The sequence below is a fragment of the Streptomyces caniscabiei genome (assembly GCF_014930365.1).
GTDB classification, from domain to species: Bacteria; Actinomycetota; Actinomycetes; order Streptomycetales; family Streptomycetaceae; genus Streptomyces; species Streptomyces caniscabiei.
In genome coordinates, this window is sequence record NZ_JABXWI010000022.1 from 21933 (window position 1) to 46331 (window position 24399).

Sequence of the window (24399 nt, forward strand, 5' to 3'; positions counted from 1 at the left end):
AACATGAGTCACAACCAGCCGGGCCCGTACGGCGGGCAGCCCCAGCAGCCCGGACCGTACGGTCAGCCGGGCCCCTACGGCCAGCAGCCGCCGCAGGCCGCCCCCCAGCCCGGCTACGGCTACCCGCAGCAGGCGCCGCCGCAGCAGCCCGGTTACGGGTACCCCCAGCAGGCCCCCCAGGGTGTTCCGCCCCAGACCCCGCCGTACGGCCAGCAGCAGGCCCCGTACGGCCAGCAGCCCTACCCGACCGTGCCCCAGCCGCCGGTTCCCTCCGGGGGCGGCGGCAAGAAGGTCGGCATCATCCTGGGCGCGGTCGCGGTGGTGGCGGCGGTCGCGGTGGGCGCGTACTTCGTCCTCGGCAGCGGTGGCGGCGCGGACATCGCGGACGACGGTCCGCACAAGCTGACGACGCCGGCGACCGTCCTCGGCGAGTACAAGAAGAGCAGCGACAGCGGTGACGAGATGACCGACGAGGAGCTGAAGAAGGCCGAAGGCTTCGGCATCAAGAACCCGAAGGATGTCAGCGCCAACTACCAGTCTGGGGACGAAAACAATCCTCTGGCCGGAAAGATGATCACCTACGGCGGTGTCTACGGGGAGATCGAGGACCCGGAGAAGGCGGTCGACGGCTTCCTCGCCCTGCAGAAGGAAGAGGCCGAGAAGAACGACATCACCTTCATCGGCGAGGCCGAGGAGTACACACCGGACTCGCTGGACGGCGCCGTCCTGAAGTGCCAGAAGGCGAAGGGCAAGCTGGACGAGAGCGACACCCCGAGCGGCGGACCGACCGAGATGAACCTGGTCTACTGCGTCTGGGGTGACTACAGCACGCTCGGCTTCGTGATGCCCATGGAGTACTCGGACCTCGCGGCAGGCAAGTCGACGGACCCGAACGAGGCGGCCGAGACCGCCGCCAAGCTCCGCAAGGAAGTTCGCGTCGCGGCCTGATCGACAGCGCATCGGGGCACCCTGCCGGAACAGGCAGGGTGCCCCATTCTGTTGCGTCGTCAGTCACCCAATGCCCTGTTGCACGCGGCAGAGACATGCCCTGCGTTGCTGATCAACAAGGAGAGCTGGCCTATGCACTGCCAGTTGTTGGCGACCCGGTTGTAACTGCACGCTTTGGTCACCTTCGGTCCGGCCACATAACCCTTGGACTTGAGGTACTCCACGCAGTCGAACGGGTCGGCATGCGCCGTGCCGGCCGTGGCCACCGGTATCACCCCTGCCGCCGCAACCACGCTCAACGCTGCCAAGAAGCGCCTTACCTTCAACGCCAAGATCCTTCCGTCTCGAACCATCAGGGTGGTCTGCCCTGATGGGGACAGGAGATCATTGAGGCGGCCATGACATCGCTGTTTCTCGATCAACTGGCTTGAATCAGATGGAGATCGAGCGAGGAGAGGGCACCCGACGCATTCGTCGGGTGCCCTCTCCTCGTGAGTGTCTCTGCGGCTACGCCGTCTTCTGCTCCCCCGCCCCCCGGCCGCGGGCGTCCCGCGGGATCAGGGTCGGGTTCACGTTCGAGCGGACCACGTCGGCGTTGATGACGACTCGGGCCACGTCCTTGCGGGACGGGACCTCGTACATCACGGACATCAGGACTTCCTCCATGATGGCGCGCAGGCCGCGGGCGCCGGTCTGGCGGAGGATGGCCTGGTCGGCGATGGCCTCCAGGGCCTCGCGCTCGAAGTCCAGCTCCACACCGTCGAGTTCGAAGAGGCGCTGGTACTGCTTCACCAGCGCGTTGCGCGGCTCGACGAGGATCTGCAGGAGCGCCTCGCGGTCCAGGTTGTGGACCGAGGTGATGACCGGGAGACGGCCGATGAACTCCGGGATCATGCCGAACTTGACCAGGTCCTCCGGCATGACGTCCTCGAACTGGTCCTTCGACTCGAGTTCGCGCTTCGAGCGGATCGTGGCGCCGAAGCCGATGCCCTTGGCGCCGGCCCGGGACTCGATGATCTTCTCCAGGCCCGAGAAGGCACCGCCCACGATGAACAGGACGTTCGTCGTGTCGATCTGGATGAACTCCTGGTGCGGGTGCTTGCGGCCGCCCTGCGGCGGCACCGAGGCCGTCGTGCCTTCGAGGATCTTGAGGAGGGCCTGCTGCACGCCCTCACCCGACACGTCACGTGTGATCGACGGGTTTTCGCTCTTTCGGGCCACCTTGTCGATCTCGTCGATGTAGATGATCCCGGTCTCGGCCTTCTTGACGTCGTAGTCGGCCGCCTGGATGAGCTTCAGCAGAATGTTCTCGACGTCCTCGCCGACGTACCCCGCCTCCGTCAGCGCGGTCGCGTCCGCGATCGCGAACGGGACGTTCAGCATGCGCGCGAGGGTCTGCGCGAGGAGCGTCTTGCCGGAGCCCGTGGGGCCCAGCAGCAGGATGTTGGACTTCGCCAACTCGATGGCGTCCTCGCGGCTTTGACCGCCGCCGTTCTCGCCGGCCTGGACGCGCTTGTAGTGGTTGTAGACGGCTACGGAGAGCGCCTTCTTGGCCGCCTCCTGGCCGACTACGTACCCCTCCAGGAACTCGTAGATCTCGCGGGGCTTCGGGAGTTCCTCCCAGCGGACCTCGCTGGTCTCCGCGAGCTCTTCCTCGATGATCTCGTTGCAGAGGTCGATGCACTCGTCGCAGATGTACACACCGGGCCCTGCGATGAGCTTCTTGACCTGCTTCTGGCTCTTGCCGCAGAACGAGCACTTGAGCAGATCGCCGCCGTCACCGATGCGTGCCACGGTGTGCTTCCCCTTCGCCTGGGAGACGACTGGACGATTGGAATCCAGCGGCTCCTGGTGCTGCCTTATGTCGACGGTACCTTGCCGGGCCCCCCGTTCGGGCCCCCCTTGGCACGGTTCGCTTTGACGTGCACCTTGTCGTGCACTGGGTCAAACGGTGCCAACCATGCCAAGGGGCGGCAGACATTACAGCCTTTCCGCGGTCAGCGGACGCTGTTGTTGTTCATCTTCCGCGTGGAGATGATCTGGTCGATCAGGCCGTACGACAGCGCGTCCTCGGCCGTGAGGATCTTGTCGCGCTCGATGTCCTCGCGGATCTTCTCGATCGGCGTGGTCGAGTGCTTGGCCAGCATGTCCTCCAGCTGCGCGCGCATGCGGAGGATCTCGTTGGCGGCGATCTCCAGGTCGGAGACCTGACCGCGGCCCGTCTCGCTGTACGGCTGGTGGATCAGCACGCGGGCGTTCGGCAGCGCCATGCGCTTGCCCGGCGTACCGGCGGCCAGCAGGATCGCGGCGGCGGAGGCCGCCTGGCCCATGCAGACCGTCTGGATGTCGGGCTTCACGAACTGCATCGTGTCGTAGATCGCGGTGAGCGCCGTGAAGGAGCCGCCGGGGCTGTTGATGTAGACCGAGATGTCCCGGTCGGGGTCCATCGACTCCAGGCACAGCAGCTGCGCCATGACGTCGTTGGCGGAGGCGTCGTCGATCTGCACGCCGAGGAAGATCACCCGCTCCTCGAAGAGCTTCGCGTACGGGTCGTACTCGCGGATGCCCTGCGAGGTGCGCTCGACGAAGCGCGGGATGACGTAACGGGACTCGGCGGTCGGGCCCGCGTACTGGGAGCGTGCGCTTTCGTGGAGGCCGCTGCCGGGGAAGTCGTTCACTTGTGTCTCCTGGGAGCCTGAGAGGGGCTGAGGCGGTCGGCTGGGGGCTTTACGGGGGTCTGCGTGCCGGCGGGTGCCGTCACGCCTGCCCGGCCCCGGTGCCGCCGCCGCCCGGCATACCCGCCGCGGTGGCGATGACGTCGTCGATGAGGCCGTAGTCCTTGGCCTCGAAGGCGTCGAACCAGCGGTCGCGGTCCGAGTCGCGGGTGACCTGGTCGACGGTCTGACCCGTGTGCTGGGAGGTGAGCTCCGCCATGCGCTTCTTGGTGTGCAGCAGCCGCTCGGCGTGGATCTTGATGTCCGAGGCGGAGCCCGCCAGGCCCGCGGAGGGCTGGTGGATCAGGATCTCGGCGTTCGGCAGCGCGAAGCGCTTGCCCGGGGTGCCCGCGCTGAGCAGGAACTGCCCCATCGAGGCCGCGAGACCCATGGCGATGGTCACCACGTCGTTCTTGATGTACTGCATGGTGTCGTAGATCGCCATGCCGGCGGTGATCGAGCCGCCCGGGCTGTTGATGTAGAGGTAGATGTCCTTGTCCGGGTCGGCGGCAAGGAGCAGCAGCTGTGCGGTGATCTTGTTCGCGATGTCGTCGTCGACCGGCTGGCCGAGGAAGATGATCCGCTCGTTGAGCAGCCGGTTGTAGACATGGTCGCCGAGGCCACCGCCGATGGAAGGCTCGCCGGCGGCGGAGGGCATCAGATTCGTCACGTATCCACCTGCTCGTCTTACGACGGCGCCGGGCCGTCTTCACGTTTCCCTTCCGGGGGCCGAGCCGTTTTCCCGACGGCTCCGCCCTCGTATTCATGGACCCTAACGCGGTGGCTCCGCCGGTGAATCCCGCAGAGGGAACTGTTCGCTGTCAGCGCATGCGCTCCGCTGGCTGAGCGGGTGCGTTGTGGCCCCCGGCCCGGACAGGGGCGCGGGGAACTGCGCGGCCCGCCACGAACAAGCCGCACTCGCCGATGCACCTGGCGTGGCAGACGCGTCCGCGGCTCGTACGTGGCTGGTCGCGCAGTTCCCCGCGCCCCTCGGGTAGGCCGACGGGCCCCTGGGTCACAAGTGATCCAGGGGCCCGTCGTCAGGCGATCAGCGGAGCGATCAGGCCTCGGGGGCCTTCTCCTCGGCCTCGGCGGAGCCCTCGGTCTCCTCGGGGGCCTCGGCGGAGCCCTCGGTCTCCTCCTCGTCGTCGTCCAGGTCGACGATCTCGCCGTTGGTGTCCTTGACCGTGGAGGACTCGACGACCAGGGCCAGGGCCTTGCCGCGGGCGACCTCGCCGACCAGGAGCTGGACCTGGTTGTTCTGGACGACGGCCTGGGCGAACTGGTCCGGGGACATGCCGGAGGAGGCCGCGCGGCGCATGAGGTGCTCGGTGAGCTCCTCCTGGTTGACGTTCAGCTTCTCCTTGGAGACCAGCTCGTCGAGGACGAACTGGGTCTTGATGCCCTTGACGGCCGCTTCCTTGGTCTCGGCGTCGAACTCCTCGACCGTCTTGCCCTGGATCTCGAGGTACTTCTCGAGGTCGAGGCCCATCTGGCCGAGCTGGTGGTGCTCCAGGTTGTGCTTGCGGGTGTTGATCTCGTCCTCGAGGAGCTTCTCGGGGACGGGCACCTCGACGAGCTCCAGCAGCTTCTCCAGGACGCGCTCCTGGGCCTGCGTGGCCTGGTCGTACTGCTTCATGTTCTCCAGGCGCTTGCGGCTGTCTGCGCGCAGCTCCTCGAGGGTGTCGAACTCCGAGGCGAGCTGGGCGAACTCGTCGTCCAGGGCCGGGAGTTCACGGGCGGCGACCTGGGACACCTTGACGGTGACCTCGGCCTCCTTGCCGGCCGCCGAGCCGCCCTTGAGCTCGGAGGTGAAGGTGGTCTCGCCACCGGCCTCCAGGCCCTTCACGGCGTCGTCGATGCCGTCCAGGAGCTCGCCGGAGCCGATGGTGTACGAGACACCCTCGGCGACGCCGTCCTCCAGGATCTCGCCGTCGACCTTGGCCTCCAGGTCGAGCGTCACGACGTCGCCGTCCTCGGCGGCACGCTCGACCGGGGAGGTGGAGGCGAAGCGCTCGCGGAGCTGCTCGACCGCCTTCTCGACGTCCTCCTCGGTGACCTCGACGGCGTCGACCTCGACCTCGATGCCGGAGTAGTCCGGGATCTCGATGGTCGGACGGACGTCGACCTCGGCGGTGAAGTTCAGCGTCTCGCCGTCCTTCAGCTCCGTGATGTCGACCTCGGGCTGGCCCAGGACGTTGAGCTCGGCCTCGTTGACCGCATCGGTGTAGAACTTCGGGAGCGCGTCGTTGACCGCCTCCTCCAGGACCGCACCGCGGCCGAACCGCTGGTCGATGACGCGGGCCGGGATCTTGCCCTTGCGGAAGCCCTTCACCGTGACCTGCTGGTTGATCTTCTTGTACGCCGCGTCGAGGCTGTCCTTGAGCTCCTCGAAGGGCACCTCGATGCTGAGCCGAACCCGGGTCGGGTTCAGGGTCTCCACGGCGCTCTTCACGGTTCGGTCTCCTTGGGGGCTGACTTCTTGGGGTTCTGCCGGATGTCCCCCGCCGGTGCGGCGGGGCTTCAGCGGATTAGCGGCCCTTGAGAGACGTGAGAGTGCAGACACACGGGCGCGCAGCTTGCATAGTAACCGCAGGCGGTACACGCCCCAAAAGGTGACCTTGCCGGTGGCGGGCGCGCCCTACCGGCGCGGTGGTCGGGGTGGCGGGATTTGAACCCACGGCCTTCCGCTCCCAAAGCGGACGCGCTACCAAGCTGCGCCACACCCCGTCTGGTGCGACACGTAGGGTACATGCCCGCAGGCCATACGGTTGCCGGATTTACCGAGTGCGCGGGCGCGCGCGACGGCGGGCGCGGGAGCCGCAGGGGGGCGCGACCGGAAGGGGTGTGCGGCCGGGGCGCCCGACCCGCTACGATGCCTTCAGTGCCGCGGTCCTCCGACCTGCGGCGCGTGCTGTGCGGGCGTAGCTCAATGGTAGAGCCCTAGTCTTCCAAACTAGCTACGCGGGTTCGATTCCCGTCGCCCGCTCCAATGGCCTCCGGCCCGGTTTCGAGGGAGATCCTCGGATCGGGCCGGAGGTTTTTTGTCGCTTCTGGGTGGTGTCGCCCCCGGTTCGTGGCGGCGACCCTCACCCGATCACCGTGCGTGATCGGGCGGTCGCTAGAACTGGATCGAGTTGATCGTGTCCGCTATCGAGTTCAGGAAGCGTTGGATGTCGTCGGCCATGCCCGTCGAGGCGAGGAAGAAGCCGAAGAGGATGGCGACGACGGCCGGGCCGGCCTTGATCGTCCCTCCTCGCATCAGAACCACCAGGATGATCCCCAGCAAGAGGACCACTGACAGCGAAATGGCCACACAGATCACACCCTCGGTCGGTCCGCACTCCCGGCCCGGGGCGCCGACCCCACGCGCACCCCGCCAGAACCATCGTGCCACCAACCAGGCCGTCATATGCAGGGGCTGAGGCAACGTCGGCCACGGCACCGCACCCGCGTCACCCCCGCCCCCGGCCAACGGGTCGGCCTCGGAAGTGAATTCGGGGTGATCGTTTCCGTGCACACACAACCTGAGCGCAGGGAATTCGAATTGTTGCCACAGACACATCAACGGGCCTGCCCAGTACAGTAATTAACCGGACATTTCACCTGAATCGCCTGCGCTCGTTATGCACCATTTAGTCGGGATGAATGCGGACAGATCGTCGCATGCCATGTGCCTTGAGGTGTACGGACGGTGATGTTCTGCCTGAGGCACACTTCACCGAATCCTGGGTATCCGTGAGTGACACGTACCCCTCAATACAGGATTCACGTCGGTGGTTTTACGAAATCGCACAGACAACGCTAGGGTGCCTCAGATGTTCACCGCTGCCTCGTCCCCCGCTTGCGCAGCGAGTGCTCGGGCCGTCCCCCGGAGTCCCCGGCGGGAGGGTCTGTGACGAACTCGCTGCGACCGCACGACCGGTCCAGGGCGCCGCTCCCGCCGGCACAGTCACCACAGTCGCCGGCCGACGGAGTGCCGAGTCCGCGCTCGCTGAAGTCCTCGTCCCCGAACCCGACGCCGGGTGGTGCCTCCCCCGAGGCCAGACCGGCCAAACAACGTGACGCGTTCTTCGACAACGCCAAGTACCTCGCCATCGTGCTCGTCGCGATGGGGCACGCGTGGGAGCCGCTGACCGACCACAGCCGCGCCGCCGAGGCGCTGTACATGTTCGTGTACACGTTCCACATGCCGGCGTTCATCATCATCTCCGGCTACTTCTCGCGCAGTTTCGACATGCGCGCCGACCGGCTCCGCCGGCTGATCACCGGTATCGCCGTGCCGTACGTGCTCTTCGAGATCGCGTACTCCTTCTTCAAGCGATACGGCAACGACGATCCCTCGCACCCGATCAGCCTGCTCGACCCGTGGTACCTCACCTGGTTCCTGATCGCGCTGTTCGTGTGGCGGCTGACGACCCCGCTGTGGAAGGTGGTGCGCTGGCCGATCCCGGTGGCGCTCGGCATCGCGGCGCTCGCCTCCGTCTCGCCCGACATCGGCGACGACCTGGACCTGCAACGCGTCCTGCAGTTCCTGCCGTTCTTCGTCGTCGGCCTCTTCATGAAGCCCGCCCACTTCCAGTTCATGCGGCGTCGTGAGGTGCGGATGCTGTCCGTGCCGGTGGCGGCCACGGCGCTGGCGCTGGCCTACTGGGTCGGGCCGCACATGAACTCGGCGTGGTTCTACCACCGCGACAGCGCGCAGGAGCTGGGTGCGCCGTGGTGGGCCGGGGTCGTCATGACCTTCGCGCTGTTCGGCTGCTCCATGGTGCTGACCACCTGCTTCTTCGCCTGGGTGCCCCGGCGGAAGATGTGGTTCACCGTGCTGGGCGCGGGCACGCTGTACGGCTACCTGCTGCACGGGTTCCTCGCGAAGGGCTCGCGCTTCTGGGACTGGTACGACACCAACGCGTGGGTGTACCAGCCGCTCGGCGAACTGTTCGCCACCTTCTTCGCGGCGGCCGTCATCACCGTGCTGTGCACCCCTCCGGTGCAGCGGATGTTCCGGTTCGCCATGGAGCCCAAGATGGAGTGGGCGTTCAAGCGGGACGCCGCCGAACTGGCCCGGGAGCGCGGGAAGGTCGGCGCCAAGGGCTAGCCCCCCGGGGCAGCGTCACCCCACCTCCTCGGTCGCCGGTTCGTCCGGCAGGCCGAGGAGGTTTCGCATGTGGGCGTACTTCGCGGTCAGGCGGGTGCGGGTGGGGGCGTCGAGGGCGGCCAGGCGGGTGGGGTTCGCGTTGTGCGCGAGGTCGGACTGTTTGACCAGGAGGGCGCCGGGGGTCGCGAGGATGCGGGCGGCGTAGGCCTCCGGGGGTTCGCCGGGGTGTTTGGTGAGGGCCAGGACGATGGACTTCGTGCGGGGGCTGAGGGGGGCGTGCGTCAGCCATTCCTCGGTGAGGGCGTCGTCCTCGACGGCGTCGTGCAGCCAGGCTGCGGCGATCTGGTCCTCGTCGCCGCCTCTTGCTCTGACGCCGTTCGCCACGGCCTGGAGGTGTTCGGTGTAGGGGTGGCCGGCCTTGTCGGTCTGGGCGGCGTGGGCGGTTCTTGCGAGGGTCTCCACTTCGGGGAGGGAGAGGAGGGTTGGGGGCATGGGGGTGGCTCCTGTGCGTGGGTGGTTGAGCGCCTTGCGGGAGGGGAGGGATGGGTTCGTGGGCGAGTGCGGGTCGGTTGTGGATGCTCGCGCAGTTCCCCGCGCCCCTTCAGGGCGCGCAGGTCCCAGTAGCTTTCAGGGGAGGGAGTCACCTTGTTGTCGTGGGGGCTTCCCGGCAGATCAGCAGGAGGGCCCTGTCGTCGTTCACGTCCTTGGCGACCGCTTCGATGAGGTGCCAGGCGGCGCCGTGGAAGCCGCCGGCGACATAGCGGTCGGCCTCGCCCGTGAGGCGGTCGATGCCTTCGACGATGTCGCGGTCGGAGGTCTCGACGAGGCCGTCGGTGAAGAGCATCAGGACGTCGCCGGGGCGCAGGGAGCCCTTCACGGGGTCGAACTGGGCGCCGTCGTAGACACCGAGGAGAGGGCCCTCGGCGGCCTTCTCCTCCCAGCGGCCCGTGCCCGCGCTGAGCTGGAGGCCCGGGGGGTGGCCGGCGGAGAAGAGTTCGTAGTCGCCGGAGTCGAGGTCGAGGACGAGGTGGATGGAGGTCGCGAAGCCCTCGTCCCAGTCCTGGCGCAGGAGGTAGCCGTTGGCCGCCGGGAGGAACGCGTGCGGGGGGAGCGATCCGAGCAGGCCGCCGAACGCGCCGGAGAGGAGCAGGGCCCGGGAGCCCGCGTCCATGCCCTTGCCGGAGACGTCGGTGAGGACGACTTCGAGGGTGCGGCCGCCGTTCGTCCGGGCGGCCACGACGAAGTCGCCCGAGAACGACTGGCCGCCCGCCGGGCGCAGGGCCATCTCGCGGTGCCAGCCGGCCGGCAGCTGCGGCAGCTTGCTCTGCACCCGGATGCGTTCACGCAGGTCGAAGAGCATGGTGCCGCCACGTCGCCAGGGAACGCCGACGCGGCTGCGGAACTGGGCGATGAGAAGGCCGAAGAAGCCGCAGGCGGCGACCACCAGCACTATGCCGGGCGTCACCCGGGCCGGGCCCTCGGTGTAGGGGCCGAGCCGTACGGACTCCACGATCAGGGCCGTCGCGGCGGCGGCGTAGAGGCCGAGGAGGCTGGCGGGGCGCAGCAGCAGGCCGCCCGCGACGATGGGCAGGACGAGGACGGCCGGTGAGAACCAGACCTCGTTGATCATCGTGAAGCAGGCGATCAGCGGGATCATCAGCAGCAGACCGGCCAGGGCGATCCAGTCGGAGCCGTCACCGCGGAAGTAGTCGACGGCGGATTTGCGCACGCCGGTGCGGGCCCGGTGAACCAGCTTCTTCATCCGGGCCGTGAGCGTATCGGCCGCCGCGCGCCGCTCTCGTCCTGCTGCCATTGTTCGGGACCTTATCCATCGGACCAGCCCCTGTGCACAGGAGGTCCTACTTGTCCCCCTTCCGAGGGCCGGTTCACGACGAATCTCACACAGATCTCACACCGGAACGCGTGCTACGGCCCCCGTGCGCCCTCCGTGCGGCACCTGGGAAGGATCCCACGTCGAACGCCGACGCGCGGGGGAAATTCGTTCGCTCGTACCGGATTGCCCTGCTAGGCATGGCGTATGACGACTGAGCTGCGGGCGCTGCGCAAGGAAGACTGGAACGTCTGGTACGACAACCTCCTCCGCGCCTTCGGCGGTGACACCGAACCCGCCGAGGAACGGGAGTTGTGGCAGGCGCTGACTGCGTACGACCGCTCGATCGGTGTGTGGGACGGCGACCAATGCGTGGGTACGGCCGGGGCGTTCGACTTCCGGCTCACGGTGCCCGGGGGCGCCGTCGTCCCGGCGGCGGGCGTCACGATGGTCGGCGTCGCGGCCACGCACCGGCGGCGCGGGGTGCTGACGTCCATGATGCGGCGGCAGTTGGACGACATCCGCTCCTGGGGCGAGCCGCTGGCCGTGCTGACCGCGTCCGAGCCGGTGATCTACGGCCGGTTCGGTTACGGCCTGGCCACGCAGCGTGTCTCGGCCGACATCGACACCACCCGCGTCCGGCTGTCCGTGCCGCCCGGCACGGACGACGTACGGCTGCGGTACGCGGATCCCGCCGAGGTGCTCGACGTGTGCGAGGCGGTGTACGCGCGTCTCGTGCCCGAGCGGCCGGGGATGCTGGAGCGGCGGCCCGGCTGGGAGCGGGTGGAACTGCTCGACACGGACCACCACCGGAGCGGGGCCTCGCCACTTCAGTGCGTGGTGGCGGAACGGGCCGGGGACGGGGGCGGCTTCGAGGTCGTGGGGTACGCCCGCTTCCGGATCAAGTCCGACTGGGGGCAGGCCGGGCCGGAGGGGGTCGTCCGGTTGAGCTCGCTGGAGGCCGTGGATCCCGCGGCGCGGGCCGCGCTGTGGCGGTTCCTCTTCGACATCGATCTGACGGGGTGCGTGGCCGCCTCGCGGCTGGCGACGGACGAGCCGGTGCTGCACCTGGTGTCGGACGTCCGCCGGTGCGGGCTGCGGGTCAGGGACGATCTCCACCTGCGGCTGGTCGAGGTGGGTGCCGCGCTCCGGGTGCGGACCTATCAGGCGCCGCTGGACGTCGTGTTCGAGGTCGAGGACGCCTTCTGCCCCTGGAACGAGGGGCGTTGGCGGCTCACGGGCGACGCCAAGGGTGCGACCTGCGAGCGGACCGCCGACGCCGCCGATCTCTCCCTCTCCGTAAGGGAGTTGGGGTCGGCCTATCTGGGCGGGGTGAGTCTCGCGTCCCTGGCCGCGGCCGGGCGGGTGCGGGAACTGCGGGAGGGGGCACTGGCGGAGGCGTCCACGGCGTTCCTGTCGGCGGGGCTCGCGCCCTGGCTGCCGCACGGGTTCTGACGGGGGCCGGACCGGCTCACCGTTCTTGGCAGGACGGGCACCAGAAGAGGTTGCGGGCGGCGAGATCGGCGGTGCGGATCTCGCCGCCACAGATGTGACAGGGCAGGGTGGCCCTGCGGTACACGTACACCTCGCCGCCGTGGTCGTCGACGCGGGGCGGGCGGCCCATCGCCTCCGGGAGGTGTTCGGGGCGGACCGTGTCGATGCGGTTGTGGCGGACGCCCTCGCGCATCAGGGCGACGAGGTCGGCCCAGATCGCGTCCCACTCCGCCGGGGTGATGTCCCGGCCCGCGCGGTACGGGTCGATGCCGTGCCGGAAGAGGACCTCCGCGCGGTAGACGTTGCCGACGCCCGCGATCACCTTCTGGTCCAGGAGGAGCGCGGCGATCGTCGTACGGCTGCGGGAGATCCGGGCGTAGGCGCGTGCCGGGTCGGCGTCGGGGCGGAGCGGGTCGGGGCCGAGGCGGGCGTGCACGGCCTGCTTCTCGGCGTCCGTGATCAGGGCGCAGGTCGTGGGGCCCCTCAGGTCCATGTACGAGGTGTCGTTGCGCAGCCGGAGGCGGACGGTGTCCGTGGGCGGGGGCGCGGGGGCAGGGCCGAAGGTCACCTTGCCGAAGAGGCCGAGGTGGATGTGGACGCGTTCCTCGGCGGCCGGGTCGCCGAAGTGCAGGAAGAGGTGCTTGCCGTGGGCCTCGGCGGTGTGGAGGGGGGTGCCGGTGAGGAGGGCGGCCGCGTCGGCGAACTTGCCCTGGGGGCTGGTCACGTGGGTGGGCCGGTCACCGCCGCCGAAGTGGGTCAGGCAGTCCTCGGCGAGGCGGTGGATGGTGTGCCCCTCCGGCACGGGGTCCCTCCGGGGGTCGGCAGGGTGGGTGGGGGGTCGTGGGGGCGCGTTGTCGGGTGCGGGCGGGTGGGGCGGGTGGGGGTTCTCGCGCAGTTCCCCGCGCCCCTGAAAAGCCGGGGCTGCGCCCCGCGCTTTTCACCCCGCCCGACCGTCGCCCATCAAGCCGCACCCCCGAGTCACTGGGCGCCCGCGTCAGTCCTGCGGGTGGTGCGGCGGGATCGGGGGCAGGTCGCCCGTCGTCTCGTAGGACGCCAGCATGTCGATGCGGCGGATGTGGCGCTCGTCACCGGAGAACGGGGTGTTGAGGAAGGTCTCGACGAACTTCGTCGCGTCCTCCTGGGAGTGCATCCGGGCGCCGACGGCGACCACGTTCGCGTTGTTGTGCTCGCGTCCCAGCGCGGCGGTCTCGGCGCTCCACGCGAGGGCCGCGCGGACGCCGGCCACCTTGTTCGCGGCGATCTGCTCCCCGTTGCCGGAGCCGCCGATGACGATGCCGAGGGAGCCGGGGTCCGCGGCCGTACGCTCCGCCGCGCGGAGGCAGAACGGCGGGTAGTCGTCCTGGGCGTCGTAGATGTGGGGCCCGCAGTCGACGGGCTCGTGGCCGGCGGCCTTCAGCCACTCGACGAGGTGGTTCTTGAGTTCGTATCCGGCGTGATCCGAGCCGAGGTAGACGCGCATGGTCCGAGTGTGACACGCGCGTTTCGGCGCGGCACGACGGGGTGTGGAGCCGGGAAACAGTGAGCTGAACCACGGAACCTCAAGTAAACCTCAAGTAACGATCTGGATTCAAAGGTTCAGGATTCCTTTCACCTCCGATTCACTGGACCGATCTTTACCGCAGCCCCTCCGGACCCCGGCTGTGCGCTCTCGTCTCCCGCTCTGACGAGAGTCGATCGGGGAGTCCCTGGGCAGACGCACGGAAGTCCCCACAACGGCGCAAAGGAAACCTCCCCCCATGACCTCCCAGCCGACTCTGCCGAATCAGGCAGACACACAAGGCTCCTCCTCTCCCCCCTCCCCCGGTCTGCACGCAGGCCTCAAGAACCGTCATCTGTCGATGATCGCCATCGGTGGTGTGATCGGCGCCGGTCTCTTCGTCGGGTCCAGCTCCGGCATCGCCACGGCCGGCCCCGGCATCCTGCTGTCGTACGCGCTCGTCGGCACGATGGTGGTGCTGGTGATGCGGATGCTCGGTGAGATGTCCGCCGCCAACCCGACCTCGGGTTCGTTCTCCGCCCATGCCGACCGCGCGCTCGGCCGCTGGGCCGGCTTCTCCATCGGCTGGCTGTACTGGTTCTTCTGGGTCGTCGTGCTCGCGGTCGAGGCGACCGCGGGCGCGGTGATCCTGGAGGGCTGGATCCCCGCCGTGCCGCAGTGGGGCTGGGCCCTGATCGTGATGGTCGTGCTGACCGCCACGAACCTGGTGTCGGTCGGCTCCTACGGCGAGTTCGAGTTCTGGTTCGCCGGGATCAAGGTCGTCGCGATCGCCGCGTTCATCGTGGTGGGCGGGCTCGCGGTGTTCGGTGTGCTGCCCGGGGCCGAGACCGAGAAGGCCGGACTCGCCAACCTGACCGACCACGGCGGGTTCCTGCCCCACGGGGCCGGCGCGATCCTCATCGGCGTCCTGCTGGTCGTCTTCTCCTTCATGGGCAGCGAGATCGCCACGCTGGCCGCCGGCGAGACGGAGAACCCGCAGAAGGCCGTCACGAAGTCCACCAACAGCATCATCTGGCGGATCGGTGTCTTCTACCTCGGTTCGATCTTCGTCGTGGTGACGCTGCTGCCGTGGAACGACCCGTCGATCAAGGAGAAGGGCTCCTACGTGGCCGCCCTGGACTCCCTCGGGATCGCGCACGCCGGGCAGATCATGAACTTCATCGTGCTGACCTCGGTGCTGTCCTGTCTCAACTCCGGTCTCTACACCGCGTCGCGGATGGCGTTCTCGCTGGGTACGCGTGGGGACGCGCCGCGCGCCTTCGGTCGTACGAACGCACGGGGTGTGCCGATGGCGGCCATCCTGTCCTCGGTGGTCTTCGGGTTCGTCGCGGTCGTCTTCAACTACTTCTTCCCCGAGGGTGTCTTCCTCTTCCTGGTCAACTCCTCCGGCGCGGTCGCCCTGTTCGTGTGGCTCGTCATCTGCTTCTCCCAGCTGCGCATGCGGCGGATCATCGAGCGGGAGACACCGGAGAAGCTCGTCGTGAAGATGTGGCTGTACCCGTATCTGACGTGGGCCACCATCGGCTTGATCCTCTTCGTCCTCGGCTACATGCTCACCGACACCGAGCACGGCAACCGCGAGATCCTGCTGCTGTCGCTGCTGGTCGCGGCGGTCGTCGTCGGCATCGCGCTGGTGAAGGAGAAGGTCGGTGGCGGGAAGTCCGCCGCCGAGTCCGCCGAGTCCGCCGACACGGTGCACTGACCGACGCGCAGGTCCGGAAGAGGGGTCCGGTGGCGGTTCTTCCGCCGCCGGGCCCCCTTTGCATGCCCTGGAGGTCCACAGCGGGGTTGCCCGCTGTTCGCCGAGGAGCGTGCACGAGGGCGTTGTAGCTCGATCGTGTGATGGTCGGCTTGGGGGCTTGTGGCGTCATGGGCCGTTCGGGCCACGGTGAGCGTGCGATCTGGGACGCCGGGTGTGGTGTCGGCGTGCGGGGCCCCTGCTCCACCGGAGTGATGGTTCAGGGCCTCCCCGTCGCCTCTGGCCGCACTCGTACGGCCAGGTCGCGCAGGAAACTGGCCTCCCGGGACCGGACCACGTACAGGATGCGTGTCGCTGGCCCGGGGTCGAGTACGCCGGGGACCAGCTCGCCCAAGACCGTTCGGGGCGCGCGGCCGAGTGGGCTCATCCCTGCTCAGTCCACAGGAACGGTGAAGCTCTCCTCGACCTTCTCGTAGACCGGGAGGGCACGGTCCTCGATGTCGGGGTGGTACCAGGTGGTGAGCTGGTAGGACTTGCCGCCGGTGTTGAAGCCCAACGAGCGGACGTGCCAGGGCAGTTCCTGGGCCATGACGGTGTACTCCCACACCACTGCCGGCTCACCGCGGAACTCGGTCTCCTCCAGGCGGATCCGCTGGTATCCCGGCCCCTCGCTGGTGCTCTTCTCCTTCTTCCGCCACTGCTCCAGCAGGTCGCCGCGGGCGAGGGAGGCCTTGCCGACGATCTCCTGCCGGGCGTCCGGCGAGGTGTAGTGCACCTCCGCGCCCGCGTGCACCTCCCGAGAGAAGCCGTCTGGCGGAACCCAGGCGAAGACACCGGCCTCCGTACGCGCACCCGGCGGGAGCTTCGGCGGACGGGAGGTGCCGGCGACGGTGGGCGTGGGGGACGGGCCGGCGGGCGAGGACGGCGACGACGCCTTGTCGTCCTTGTGCTTGTCCTTGTCGCCGGGCGAGCCGTTCATCGCCGGTACGACGACCGCGGCCACGACGGCGGTCACGGCCACGGCGGCGGCCGCGACGAGGCCGATACGGCGGTTGCGGCGCCGGGGGGGCACGGGGCTCGTGGGGTCGTCGGGCTTCGTGCGCCCGGACGGCACGGGCGAGCCCGGGAGTTCGCCGGGCGGCACGGGGGTGGGGGTGGGTTCAGGGGTGGGGTCGGGGCTCGGGGGTGGTTCCGGAGTGGGGTGGGGCGGGGTGCGGCGGAGGACGGGGGTGGTGGCTCGGTCGGGTGGTGGGGTCGATCGGGCGGTGGGGGTGGGGGCTCGTACGGGCGAGGGGGGCCGTGCCTCGGGGTGGGGGGTGATGGCGGTCGGCGGATGCGCGGTCGTGGCCGGTGGCGTCGGCCGCTCGGCGGTGGGCCGCCCTTCCCCGGTGTCCGGCGGGGCCGGGGGTGCGGTGACGGCGCGCAGTGCCTCGGTGAGGCGGGGCAGGGTGGGGCGGGCCTCGGGGTCCTTGTCGAGCAGGGCGGCCAGCAGGTGCTGGAGGGGGCCCGCGGCCGCGGGGAGTTCGGGCGCCTCGTAGAGGACGGCGTGGAGGGTGGCGAGGGTGGTGGAGCGGGCGAAGGGCGAGCGGCCGCCGAGGGCCGCGCAGAGCGTGGCGCCCAGGGACCAGAGGTCGGAGGGCGGGCCCTGGGGGCGGCCGGTGACCCGCTCGGGGGCCATGTAGTCGGGGGAGCCGACGAGCATGCCGGCCATGGTGAGGGCCTCGGCGTTCTGGATGGCGGCGATGCCGAAGTCGGTGAGGACGGCCCGGTGGGTCCCCTTGCGCCTGATGAGGACGTTGGCGGGTTTGATGTCGCGGTGCAGGACGCCCTGGGCGTGCACCTGGCCCAGGGCGTCGACGAGTTCGAGGCCGATCCGCGCCGTGTCGTGCGCGTCGAGGGGGCCGTCCTCCGCCAACAGCCGTTCCAGGGAACGGCCGTCGACCAGTTCCATGACGATCCAGAGCCGTTCGCCCGCGTCGACGACGTCGTGGACGCGCACGACGCCGGGGTGGTCGATCCGGGCCGTGGCCCTGGCCTCGCGCAGGGTTCGCTCGCGTCGGGTGCGGCTGTCCTCCGGGTCGTGACCGTCGATACGCATTTCCTTGACGGCGATCTGCCGGTCGAGCATTTCGTCGGTGGCCCGCCAGACCCGCCCCATTCCGCCCTGGCCGATGCTTTCGACCAGCCGATAACGGTCGGCCACGACAAGACCCGGAACACCGCCCCGTGTTATTTCCGGCACCCCCATGCCCCCCTTCGGTAACCCTTCGACAGCCCTTCCACAACTGACCGCACGCGCCACACAAGAACCACATCGTCGCGCATTGGTCACACTTCGTGCCGCACCAGCATAGTGCGGAGAAATCTTGTGGTACCTCTTCATAGGCCGTGAATTCAGGCACGGTCAGGGGGACTTCGAGGGGGAGGGAACATGAGTTCTCATCGTAGGGCTGCCATCGCCGGATCGCTGCTCACCGCGTCGTTCACGTCGGTGATGATCCTCGGCTTCACGGCCTCGGCGGACGACGAGGGGGGATTGAGCAATCATGGCGGAAAGGCCGTGGACGCGGCACCGGCGGACGTAAAGCTCTCGACGCTGCTGTCCAAGGAGATCAAAGTCGACAACAAGTCCGGGGAAACGGATATCACCGGTGTCGTGAAGAACGAGGGAAGCAAGGCGAGTGGGGAAATCCGATTGCTCGTGGTCGGTTTCGACGGCCTGACGGTCAAGAACGTCGAGGGCTGTTCGGCGATTCCGAAGGGAGATCTTCCCGACGGCTCGAACAGCGGTTTCGCGTGTGCGATCGACGACCTGGCGGCCGGAAAGTCGAAGACCTTCGCGATCGACGCCACGTACGACCTGGGCGAGCAGGGCAAGATCTGTCTGCCGGTGCAGAACGCCGACGGTTCGAAGACGTACTGGCAGCAGGGTCCCGTCCCGTTCGGCACGACCAACCAGGCACCGAACGAGCCCGCGACCCCGCTGCTCCTCGGCACCGACAACAGCCCGGTCACCCCCGGCGGCGGTGACGGCGACGGCGGCGGCAGTGGTGGGGGCGGTAAGGACGGGAAGCCGGACGAGCTGCCGCAGACCGGTCCGGCCGACCGTGTCCTGCCGCTCGGGATGGCGGGCGCCGCGCTGATCTCCGCCGGCGCCGCGGGCCTGTGGTGGAACGAGCGGCGGGCCCGCCGGGAGTCCTGACCGGGACGGCCGAAGCCCGGCAGCCTGAACGCCTGAACGCCTGAACGCCTGAACGCCGAAGAGGCTCGCCCTGGTGCGGTCGGTGTACGACCCGGCGAACCTCTTCTGTGGCGTCGCGGTGCCATCGGCGGGCGGGGCCCGCTCAGCGGCGCCGCGTCGACGGCGTCACTTCTTCAGCAGCCTCCACGCCGTCGGCAGCAGCCCCATGGCCAGCACGACCTTGATGGCGTCGCCGATCAGGAAGGGGGTGAGGCCGAGCGCGACGGCGGAGGTGAGGCTGATGTCGGCGGTGGCCGCGAGGTACGGGACACCGACGGCGTAGATGATCGCCTCGCCGACGAGCATCGTGCCGGCCGTCCGCAGTGTGGAGCGGTCGCCGCCCCGACGGGCCAGGGCGCCCACGGCGGCGACCGCCAGGATCATGCCGAGGATGTAACCGAAGGAGACGCCGACGCCGGACGTGCCGTTGGCGAACCACGGCAGGCCGACCAGGCCGGCCAGCGCGTAGAGGGCGAGGGAGGCGACACCGCGGCCCGCGCCGAGGGTGGTGCCGACGAGCAGGGCCGCGAAGGTCTGGCCGGTGACCGGGACCGGCGAGCCCGGCACAGGCACCGCGATCTGGGCGGCGATTCCGGTGAGCACGGCACCGCCCACCACGAGCGCGATGTCGCGGGCGCGGACGCCGGAGAAGGGCAGACGGTCGGCGAGGACCTCGCCGGGACGGACTGACGTGGCGGCGGCGGTGCTCATGTTCGGGCTCACTCCGGCGGGTGACGGGGGCGGGGACACGGTGACGCTATCCCAGGCGACTTGTGCCGGACATCATCAGCGCTCGACAAACGGCGGAAGGACGGCATGGTGGGCTTCACACAAAGGATGCTGGTTACACCCGGTACGACGTGACTCCAGTCACTGAGGTGGAGCGGCTTGGGCCCTGACGGGGCGTCGCCTCGCTTCTGTAGGGTTTCACCAATCGGGTCGACGGGGTGGACAGGCGCCGTCTCGCCCGTCGGTCGCCGTCTGGGCAGCGGTGGGCCGTTTTGCTAGCTTCGAACGCATGGTTGCTCAGGCCCGGTACTTCTCGTCGCGTCGCTACGTCGACCTGCGACGCGTGGGCGCGGCCACCTGTCGCCGACCCGGGTGAGGCGGCTCCGGCCTGCCCCGCCCTCCGTGAGGCGCAGTGTCGGACCCGTTCCCGAGGATGAAACGCCATGCCGCGTGCCGCGACAGCACCCACCACCCTTCACGCTCCCCATCGCCCCGCTCCCCCGGCTTCCCCCGCTCTCCCGCATCCCCCGACTCCCGCTTCTCCGGCCGTCTTCCGGGCTGCTCCCCGGCCGGTCTCCGCTGCCACCGCTTCCACCGCCGGGTCTCCCGTTCCGCGTGCCGCCGACAGCGACCGGAGGCGGACCAGTGCCAGCGTGGTCCTGCGGTCCGTGCTGGAGCACGGGCCCGTGGCGCGCAGCGTCATCGCCCGTGTGACCGGGCTGTCGCCGGCCTCGGTGACCGACTACTGCGCCCGGTTCACCGGGCTCGGTCTCGTCCGTGAGGCCGAGCCTCCCCGGCGCTCCAAGGGCGCGGGTCGCCCTCATGTGCCCCTCGACCTGGACGACTCGCGTTTCGTGGTGGGCGGGGTGCACGTCGCCGTCCCCTACACGACGGTCGCCCTGCTCGACCTGCGCGGACGGGTGCTGGTGGAGCGCCGGTCGAAGCACACGTCCACCGAGCCCGGCCCGGTCCTGGCGCGGGCCGCCGACGAACTCCGGGCCCTGCTGGACGCGATGCCGGACCGCCGGGCCCTGTCCGTCGGCTTCGCGGCCGGCGGCTGGGTGGACCGGGAGACGGGGACCGTCGTCGAGCATCCGCTGCTGGGCTGGCGGGAGGTGCCGGTACGGGAGACGCTCGGCGCCCTGACCGGGCTGCCGGTCCAGGTGGACGGGCACGCACGGGCGCTGGTGGGTGCCGAGCAGTTGTTCGGGCGGGCGCGGGGCAGCCGGAGCGTGCTGCATCTGTTCGTCGGCAACATGGTCGACGCGGCGTTCGCGACCAACGACGAGGTGCACCACGGGCCGCGCTCGCAGGCTGGGTCCATCGCCCATCTGCCGTTGCCCGGCGGCACCGAGCCCTGCGACTGCGGGCGGGTCGGTTGCCTCCAGGTCGAGTTGAGCGAGCGGACCCTGTGCCGGCGGGCCCGGGACGCCGGGGTCGTCGAGGGGGCGAACCCGATGCGGGTGCTGGCCGCCGCGGCGGACGGCGACGCGATCGCCGTACGGCTGCTGGTGGAGCGGGCCCGGATGGTGGGGCGGGCGGCGGAGTTGCTGCTCGACGTGCTGAACCCGGAGACCGTGGTCGTCACCGAGATCGGGGTGATCGGCCGGGCGGACTGTCTCGCCGCGCTGCACGAGGCGGTCGGGGCGGGCCGGGCGGCGGCCGTCGGGCCGACGAGTTTCCCGGATTCCGTGCTCGCCACGGCGGGCGGGGCGGTGGCTCTGGACGTGCTGTTCCGGGATCCGCTGGGGGCACTGGAACGTCTGGAGCTCGCCTCGGCCGAAGCCGGTTAATTCAGAAACTCCGAATGTTGACAGGCCTTGCCGAAGACCGGGAACATCGTATCCATGCTGCTCACGAGTTGTCGCACCCTCTGTTGCTGACCCGTTGACGTCCCGGAGTGCCCACCGCACTCCGGCTACGCGGCACTTTCCTCTGCGTGAAATCCGCTTCCGCGGTTCCCTGCTGTCCCCGTCCGTTTCTTCCGCGGTTTCTCCGTGCGCCTCCGTGCGCGCAGTCACACCTTTCTCCTCTGGGGGTCCTCCCATGCCTTCTTCCGCCGCGCCCGGTTTCGACCGGCGACTCCTCCTCACCTCTCTGCTCGGCGTCACGGCCGCGGCGGCCGGGCTCAGCGGCTGCGCCGACAGCAGCGCGGCGACCGCCCGCACGGCGGCGGACGCGCCGCTGCCCACCAAGGTCCCCCGGGGTACGAGCCTGAAGATCTCCTCGTTCCAGAATCAGCAGGAGCTGCAACTCAAGCTCGCGAAACTCGACGATCTGCCTTTCCGGGTGAGCAGTTGGGCGAACATCGGCGCCGGCCCGGATGTCATCAACGCTTTCCGGTCGGGTTCGCTGGACGTCGCCAACAACGCGGGAATCCCGCCGATCCAGGCGCATTTCCAGGGATACGACGCGAAGATCGTCGCGATCAACATCACCCGGAAGCCGAACTATCTCTTCGCCACCAAGCCCGGCAGCGACATTCGCACGGTCAAGGATTTCCGGGGCAGGAAGCTCGCCTTCTCCCAGGGGCAGGCGCAGGGCGTCGTCCTCCTGCGGGCGCTGAAAGAGGCGGGGCTCGCCTACGACGACGCCGAGTTGGTCCCGCTGACCAGCAACCAGTTCCTGACCGCCCTCCAGTCGGGCCAGGTGGATGTGGCTCCGCTCGCCAACCAGCAGGCGCCCGCCTATCTCCAGCAGTACGCCTCCAAGGGCGCCCGCACGATCCCGACCGACGTGGTGGACCTGCTCAACCTGCTGTGGGCGCCGGCCTCCGTGCTGGGCGACTCCGCGAAGGCCGCCGCCGTCGCCGCGTACGTCCCGTACTGGGCCAAGGGCGCGGTCTGGCAGTACGAGAACCCGGACATCTGGAACGAGGAGTTCTACGTGAAGACCCAGAACCTGACGACCGCCCAGGCCGAGTCGATCAGTGACCTCGCCAACAAGCCACTGTTCCCGCCGAGTTGGGACGAGGCCATCAAGTGGGAGCAGGAGACCGCCGATCTGCTGGCGGAGGGCGGCTACGTGAAGAAGTTCGACGTCGGCACGCTCTTCGACCGACGGTTCGAGGAGATCGCCGCGAAGGCCGTGACCGCGGAGTACCGGAAGTGAGCGCCGTGACCACGGGCGCCGCCCCCGCGGGCGCGTCGACCGACACGACCGCGGCGAGCGGCGTGACCGATACGGCTGTCACCCGTGCGAACGGGACCGGTACGGCCGTCACCGAGACGCCCGGGACCGAGACGGCCGGCACCGAGACGGCCAGGGCCGAGACGACCCTCACCGATACGACCGGGACCGATGCTGCCGCTTCGGGCGCGTCCGGGTCCGGCGCCCCCGAGTCCGGTACCGGCGCGGTCGGTTCTCTCGCCGCCCTGGAGGAGAGCGGTCAGGTCCGCAGGCGTCGTCGGCTGTCCCCCGGCAAGCGGCTGCCCGCCTCCCGGCTGGTCGGGCCGGTGCTGTTCCTCGCCCTCTGGGCGGTCGCCTCCGCTGCCGGTCAGCTCGATCCGGCGGCGATCCCGGCGCCCTGGACCGTGCTGGAGACCGGGGTCCGGCTGTGGACCGACGGGACGTTGACGACGGACATCGTGACCTCGCTCCAGCGGGCCGGGTCCGGGTTCGCGATCGGGCTGACCGCCGGTGTCGCGCTCGCACTGGCCTCCGGGCTGAGCCGGACCGGCGAGGCGCTGATCGACGGGACCGTGCAGCTCAACCGGGCGATCCCGACGCTGGGTCTGATCCCGCTGTTCATCCTCTGGCTGGGCATCGGCGAGACCTTCAAGATCGCGATCATCGCCATCGTCGTCTACATCCCGATCTACCTCAACACCCATGCCGCGCTGGCCGGGATCGACAGCCGCTTCGTCGAACTCGCCGAGGTGCAGGGTCTGTCGAGGTTCCAGTTCGTACGGCAGATCGTCGTCCCCGGCGCCCTGCCCGGCTTCTTCGTGGGTCTGCGGCTCGGGGTGACCGGCTCCTGGCTGGGCCTGGTCGTCCTGGAGCAGATCAACGCCACCAACGGACTCGGCTACATGATGTTCCAGGCCACCAACTACGGCCAGAGCGACGTCATCCTCGTCGGCCTGGCCGTCTACGGGATCTTCGGCCTGGTCTCCGACAGCGCGGTCCGCCTCATCGAACGGAGGGTGCTGTCATGGCGACGCACACTGAGCAGCTGACGGCCACCGGACCCGAATCGCCGTCGGCCACCGCCACCGCCACCGCCACCGCCGATCGTCCCGCCGTACAACTGCGGGCGCTCACCCGGTCGTTCGACGGGCGCACGGTCCTCGACGGCATCGACCTCGACATCCCCGCCGGGCAGTTCGTCGCCCTGCTCGGGCACAGCGGCTCCGGCAAGAGCACGCTGCTGCGCGCGGTCGCCGGGCTCGACCACGAGGTGGCCGGCAGCGGCCGGCTCACCGCGCCGGGCCGGGTCTCCGTCGTCTTCCAGGACTCCCGGCTGCTGCCCTGGCGCCGCGTCCTCGACAACGTGCTGCTCGGCACCGAGGGCAAGGACGCCGCCGACAAGGGCCGTGCTGCCCTCGCCGAGGTGGGCCTCCAGGGCCGTGAGCGCGCCTGGCCGAACGAGCTGTCCGGTGGTGAGGCCCAGCGCGCGGCGCTGGCCCGCTCCCTCGTCCGTGAGCCCGAACTGCTGCTCGCCGACGAGCCGTTCGGCGCGCTGGACGCGCTCACCCGGATCAGGATGCACACCCTGCTCCGGCAGCTGTGGGAGCACCACCTGCCGTCCGTCCTGCTCGTCACCCATGACGTGGACGAGGCGATCGTGCTGGCCGACCGGGTCCTCGTGCTCGAAGAGGGCCGTATCGGCCTCGACCTGACCATCGACCGCCCGCACCCGCGCTCGTACCGGGATCCCCTGCTGGGCGAGTACCGGGAGCGGCTGCTGGCCGCGCTCGGTGTGACGGAGGACCACCATTGAATCCTCCCCCGGCTGGAGCAGGGGGATTCCTGGCTCACGCTGCCTGCGGGTCAGCGACCCAACAGGTCTTCCGCGATCAACACCAGCCGGGTTGAAACCAGCCCGGTTTGATACGGCAAAGCTTGGAGGTGCATGTGCTGTCTTGGCTCTCGATCAGCACGGTGTACGCGCTTGGTTCTCGCAA

At 69.4% G+C, this 24399-nt stretch carries 21 protein-coding genes and 2 tRNA genes; 10 read left to right on the forward strand and 13 right to left on the reverse strand.

Translation table 11 applies throughout. From position 1 onward, the window contains the following. Positions 1 to 3: 3 nt before the first annotated feature. The gene (locus HW837_RS40475; protein ID WP_193381107.1) at positions 4 to 948 is read left to right on the forward strand and encodes a hypothetical protein; all 945 of its coding nucleotides are present in this window, start codon (positions 4 to 6) and stop codon (positions 946 to 948) included. 59 nt (positions 949 to 1007) lie between these two features. Here the strand turns inward: HW837_RS40475 and HW837_RS40480 are convergent, their stop codons facing one another. The 6 genes from HW837_RS40480 to HW837_RS40505 all read right to left on the reverse strand — a co-directional run bounded on the left by HW837_RS40480 (position 1008) and on the right by HW837_RS40505 (position 6392). Continuing rightward, a complete protein-coding gene (locus tag HW837_RS40480) occupies positions 1008 to 1370 on the reverse strand; it encodes a hypothetical protein (protein WP_193381106.1) in 363 nt (120 codons plus the stop codon). Positions 1371 to 1455: 85 nt separating this feature from the next. Beyond that, the gene (gene clpX / locus HW837_RS40485; RefSeq protein WP_045557541.1) at positions 1456 to 2742 is read right to left on the reverse strand and encodes an ATP-dependent Clp protease ATP-binding subunit ClpX; all 1287 of its coding nucleotides are present in this window, start codon (positions 2740 to 2742) and stop codon (positions 1456 to 1458) included. Positions 2743 to 2945: 203 nt separating this feature from the next. Continuing rightward, positions 2946 to 3626, reverse strand: coding sequence for an ATP-dependent Clp protease proteolytic subunit (locus HW837_RS40490; protein WP_045557542.1), 681 nt, complete (start codon positions 3624 to 3626; stop codon positions 2946 to 2948). Positions 3627 to 3705: 79 nt separating this feature from the next. Further along, positions 3706 to 4320: an ATP-dependent Clp protease proteolytic subunit gene (locus HW837_RS40495; protein WP_045557764.1), complete on the reverse strand. Its 615-nt coding sequence runs from the start codon at positions 4318 to 4320 to the stop codon at positions 3706 to 3708. 402 nt (positions 4321 to 4722) lie between these two features. Further along, the gene (gene tig / locus HW837_RS40500; RefSeq protein ID WP_193381105.1) at positions 4723 to 6117 is read right to left on the reverse strand and encodes a trigger factor; all 1395 of its coding nucleotides are present in this window, start codon (positions 6115 to 6117) and stop codon (positions 4723 to 4725) included. Between the two features lie 198 nt (positions 6118 to 6315). Beyond that, positions 6316 to 6392: transfer RNA gene (locus HW837_RS40505), tRNA-Pro, on the reverse strand. A gap of 188 nt (positions 6393 to 6580) precedes the next feature. Here HW837_RS40505 and HW837_RS40510 point away from each other — a divergent pair. Then, positions 6581 to 6654 (forward strand) — tRNA-Gly (locus HW837_RS40510). 129 nt (positions 6655 to 6783) lie between these two features. Here the strand turns inward: HW837_RS40510 and HW837_RS40515 are convergent. Continuing rightward, positions 6784 to 6978 (reverse strand): hypothetical protein, encoded by a 195-nt coding sequence (locus HW837_RS40515; RefSeq protein ID WP_033526477.1) that lies wholly within the window; start codon positions 6976 to 6978, stop codon positions 6784 to 6786. Between the two features lie 579 nt (positions 6979 to 7557). Between HW837_RS40515 and HW837_RS40520 the strand changes: the two genes are divergently transcribed. Next, a complete protein-coding gene (locus HW837_RS40520) occupies positions 7558 to 8760 on the forward strand; it encodes an acyltransferase family protein (protein WP_193381104.1) in 1203 nt (400 codons plus the stop codon). A 15-nt stretch (positions 8761 to 8775) separates the two neighbouring features. Here the strand turns inward: HW837_RS40520 and HW837_RS40525 are convergent, their stop codons facing one another. After that, positions 8776 to 9252, reverse strand: a complete 477-nt coding sequence (locus HW837_RS40525; RefSeq protein ID WP_193381103.1) for an HD domain-containing protein — start codon at positions 9250 to 9252, stop codon at positions 8776 to 8778. Positions 9253 to 9400: 148 nt separating this feature from the next. Continuing rightward, a complete protein-coding gene (locus tag HW837_RS40530) occupies positions 9401 to 10573 on the reverse strand; it encodes a PP2C family protein-serine/threonine phosphatase (protein ID WP_045557546.1) in 1173 nt (390 codons plus the stop codon). Positions 10574 to 10798: 225 nt separating this feature from the next. Between HW837_RS40530 and HW837_RS40535 the strand changes: the two genes are divergently transcribed. Continuing rightward, complete coding sequence (locus HW837_RS40535; protein WP_045557547.1) at positions 10799 to 12046, forward strand: GNAT family N-acetyltransferase; 1248 nt, start codon at positions 10799 to 10801, stop codon at positions 12044 to 12046. A 16-nt stretch (positions 12047 to 12062) separates the two neighbouring features. Here HW837_RS40535 and HW837_RS40540 read toward each other — a convergent pair whose 3' ends face one another. Beyond that, complete coding sequence (locus HW837_RS40540; protein WP_045557548.1) at positions 12063 to 12887, reverse strand: Fpg/Nei family DNA glycosylase; 825 nt, start codon at positions 12885 to 12887, stop codon at positions 12063 to 12065. A 192-nt stretch (positions 12888 to 13079) separates the two neighbouring features. After that, complete coding sequence (locus HW837_RS40545) at positions 13080 to 13565, reverse strand: ribose-5-phosphate isomerase (protein WP_045557549.1); 486 nt, start codon at positions 13563 to 13565, stop codon at positions 13080 to 13082. A 277-nt stretch (positions 13566 to 13842) separates the two neighbouring features. On the opposite strand from HW837_RS40545, the gene HW837_RS40550 reads away from it, so the two are divergent. After that, positions 13843 to 15306: an amino acid permease gene (locus HW837_RS40550; RefSeq protein WP_193381102.1), complete on the forward strand. Its 1464-nt coding sequence runs from the start codon at positions 13843 to 13845 to the stop codon at positions 15304 to 15306. Between the two features lie 430 nt (positions 15307 to 15736). On the opposite strand, the gene HW837_RS40555 is transcribed toward HW837_RS40550, so the two are convergent. Next, positions 15737 to 17506 carry a serine/threonine-protein kinase gene (locus HW837_RS40555; RefSeq protein ID WP_390623597.1) on the reverse strand — a complete coding sequence of 590 codons (1770 nt, stop codon included), beginning with the start codon at positions 17504 to 17506 and terminating at the stop codon, positions 15737 to 15739. A gap of 228 nt (positions 17507 to 17734) precedes the next feature. Between HW837_RS40555 and HW837_RS40560 the strand changes: the two genes are divergently transcribed. Then, on the forward strand, positions 17735 to 18505 hold the full coding sequence (locus HW837_RS40560) for a hypothetical protein (protein ID WP_045557553.1): 771 nt from the start codon (positions 17735 to 17737) through the stop codon (positions 18503 to 18505). Positions 18506 to 18670: 165 nt separating this feature from the next. On the opposite strand, the gene HW837_RS40565 is transcribed toward HW837_RS40560, so the two are convergent. Beyond that, positions 18671 to 19255, reverse strand: coding sequence for a biotin transporter BioY (locus tag HW837_RS40565; RefSeq protein WP_045557554.1), 585 nt, complete (start codon positions 19253 to 19255; stop codon positions 18671 to 18673). 671 nt (positions 19256 to 19926) lie between these two features. Here HW837_RS40565 and HW837_RS40570 point away from each other — a divergent pair. The 4 genes from HW837_RS40570 to HW837_RS40585 all read left to right on the forward strand — a co-directional run bounded on the left by HW837_RS40570 (position 19927) and on the right by HW837_RS40585 (position 24215). Continuing rightward, a complete protein-coding gene (locus tag HW837_RS40570) occupies positions 19927 to 21066 on the forward strand; it encodes an ROK family protein (RefSeq protein WP_256255118.1) in 1140 nt (379 codons plus the stop codon). Positions 21067 to 21319: 253 nt separating this feature from the next. Next, positions 21320 to 22384, forward strand: a complete 1065-nt coding sequence (locus tag HW837_RS40575; protein ID WP_045557556.1) for an ABC transporter substrate-binding protein — start codon at positions 21320 to 21322, stop codon at positions 22382 to 22384. 263 nt (positions 22385 to 22647) lie between these two features. Further along, positions 22648 to 23451, forward strand: a complete 804-nt coding sequence (locus HW837_RS40580) for an ABC transporter permease (protein ID WP_045557765.1) — start codon at positions 22648 to 22650, stop codon at positions 23449 to 23451. After that, complete coding sequence (locus tag HW837_RS40585; protein WP_193381101.1) at positions 23427 to 24215, forward strand: ABC transporter ATP-binding protein; 789 nt, start codon at positions 23427 to 23429, stop codon at positions 24213 to 24215. Before HW837_RS40580 ends, HW837_RS40585 begins: the two co-directional genes overlap by 25 nt. Positions 24216 to 24399: the final 184 nt, after the last annotated feature.

Bases quoted from the DNA above. Each gene is read 5' to 3' on its own strand.
- HW837_RS40475 (WP_193381107.1), top strand. From the start codon at position 4: ATGAGTCACAACCAGCCGGGCCCGTACGGCGGGCAGCCCCAGCAGCCC.
- HW837_RS40495 (WP_045557764.1), bottom strand. From the start codon at position 4,320: ATGCCCTCCGCCGCCGGCGAGCCTTCCATCGGCGGTGGCCTCGGCGAC.
- HW837_RS40525 (WP_193381103.1), bottom strand. From the start codon at position 9,252: ATGCCCCCAACCCTCCTCTCCCTCCCCGAAGTGGAGACCCTCGCAAGA.
- HW837_RS40530 (WP_045557546.1), bottom strand. From the start codon at position 10,573: ATGGCAGCAGGACGAGAGCGGCGCGCGGCGGCCGATACGCTCACGGCC.
- HW837_RS40535 (WP_045557547.1), top strand. From the start codon at position 10,799: ATGACGACTGAGCTGCGGGCGCTGCGCAAGGAAGACTGGAACGTCTGG.
- HW837_RS40545 (WP_045557549.1), bottom strand. From the start codon at position 13,565: ATGCGCGTCTACCTCGGCTCGGATCACGCCGGATACGAACTCAAGAAC.
- HW837_RS40550 (WP_193381102.1), top strand. From the start codon at position 13,843: ATGACCTCCCAGCCGACTCTGCCGAATCAGGCAGACACACAAGGCTCC.
- HW837_RS40560 (WP_045557553.1), top strand. From the start codon at position 17,735: ATGAGTTCTCATCGTAGGGCTGCCATCGCCGGATCGCTGCTCACCGCG.
- HW837_RS40565 (WP_045557554.1), bottom strand. From the start codon at position 19,255: ATGAGCACCGCCGCCGCCACGTCAGTCCGTCCCGGCGAGGTCCTCGCC.
- HW837_RS40575 (WP_045557556.1), top strand. From the start codon at position 21,320: ATGCCTTCTTCCGCCGCGCCCGGTTTCGACCGGCGACTCCTCCTCACC.
- HW837_RS40585 (WP_193381101.1), top strand. From the start codon at position 23,427: ATGGCGACGCACACTGAGCAGCTGACGGCCACCGGACCCGAATCGCCG.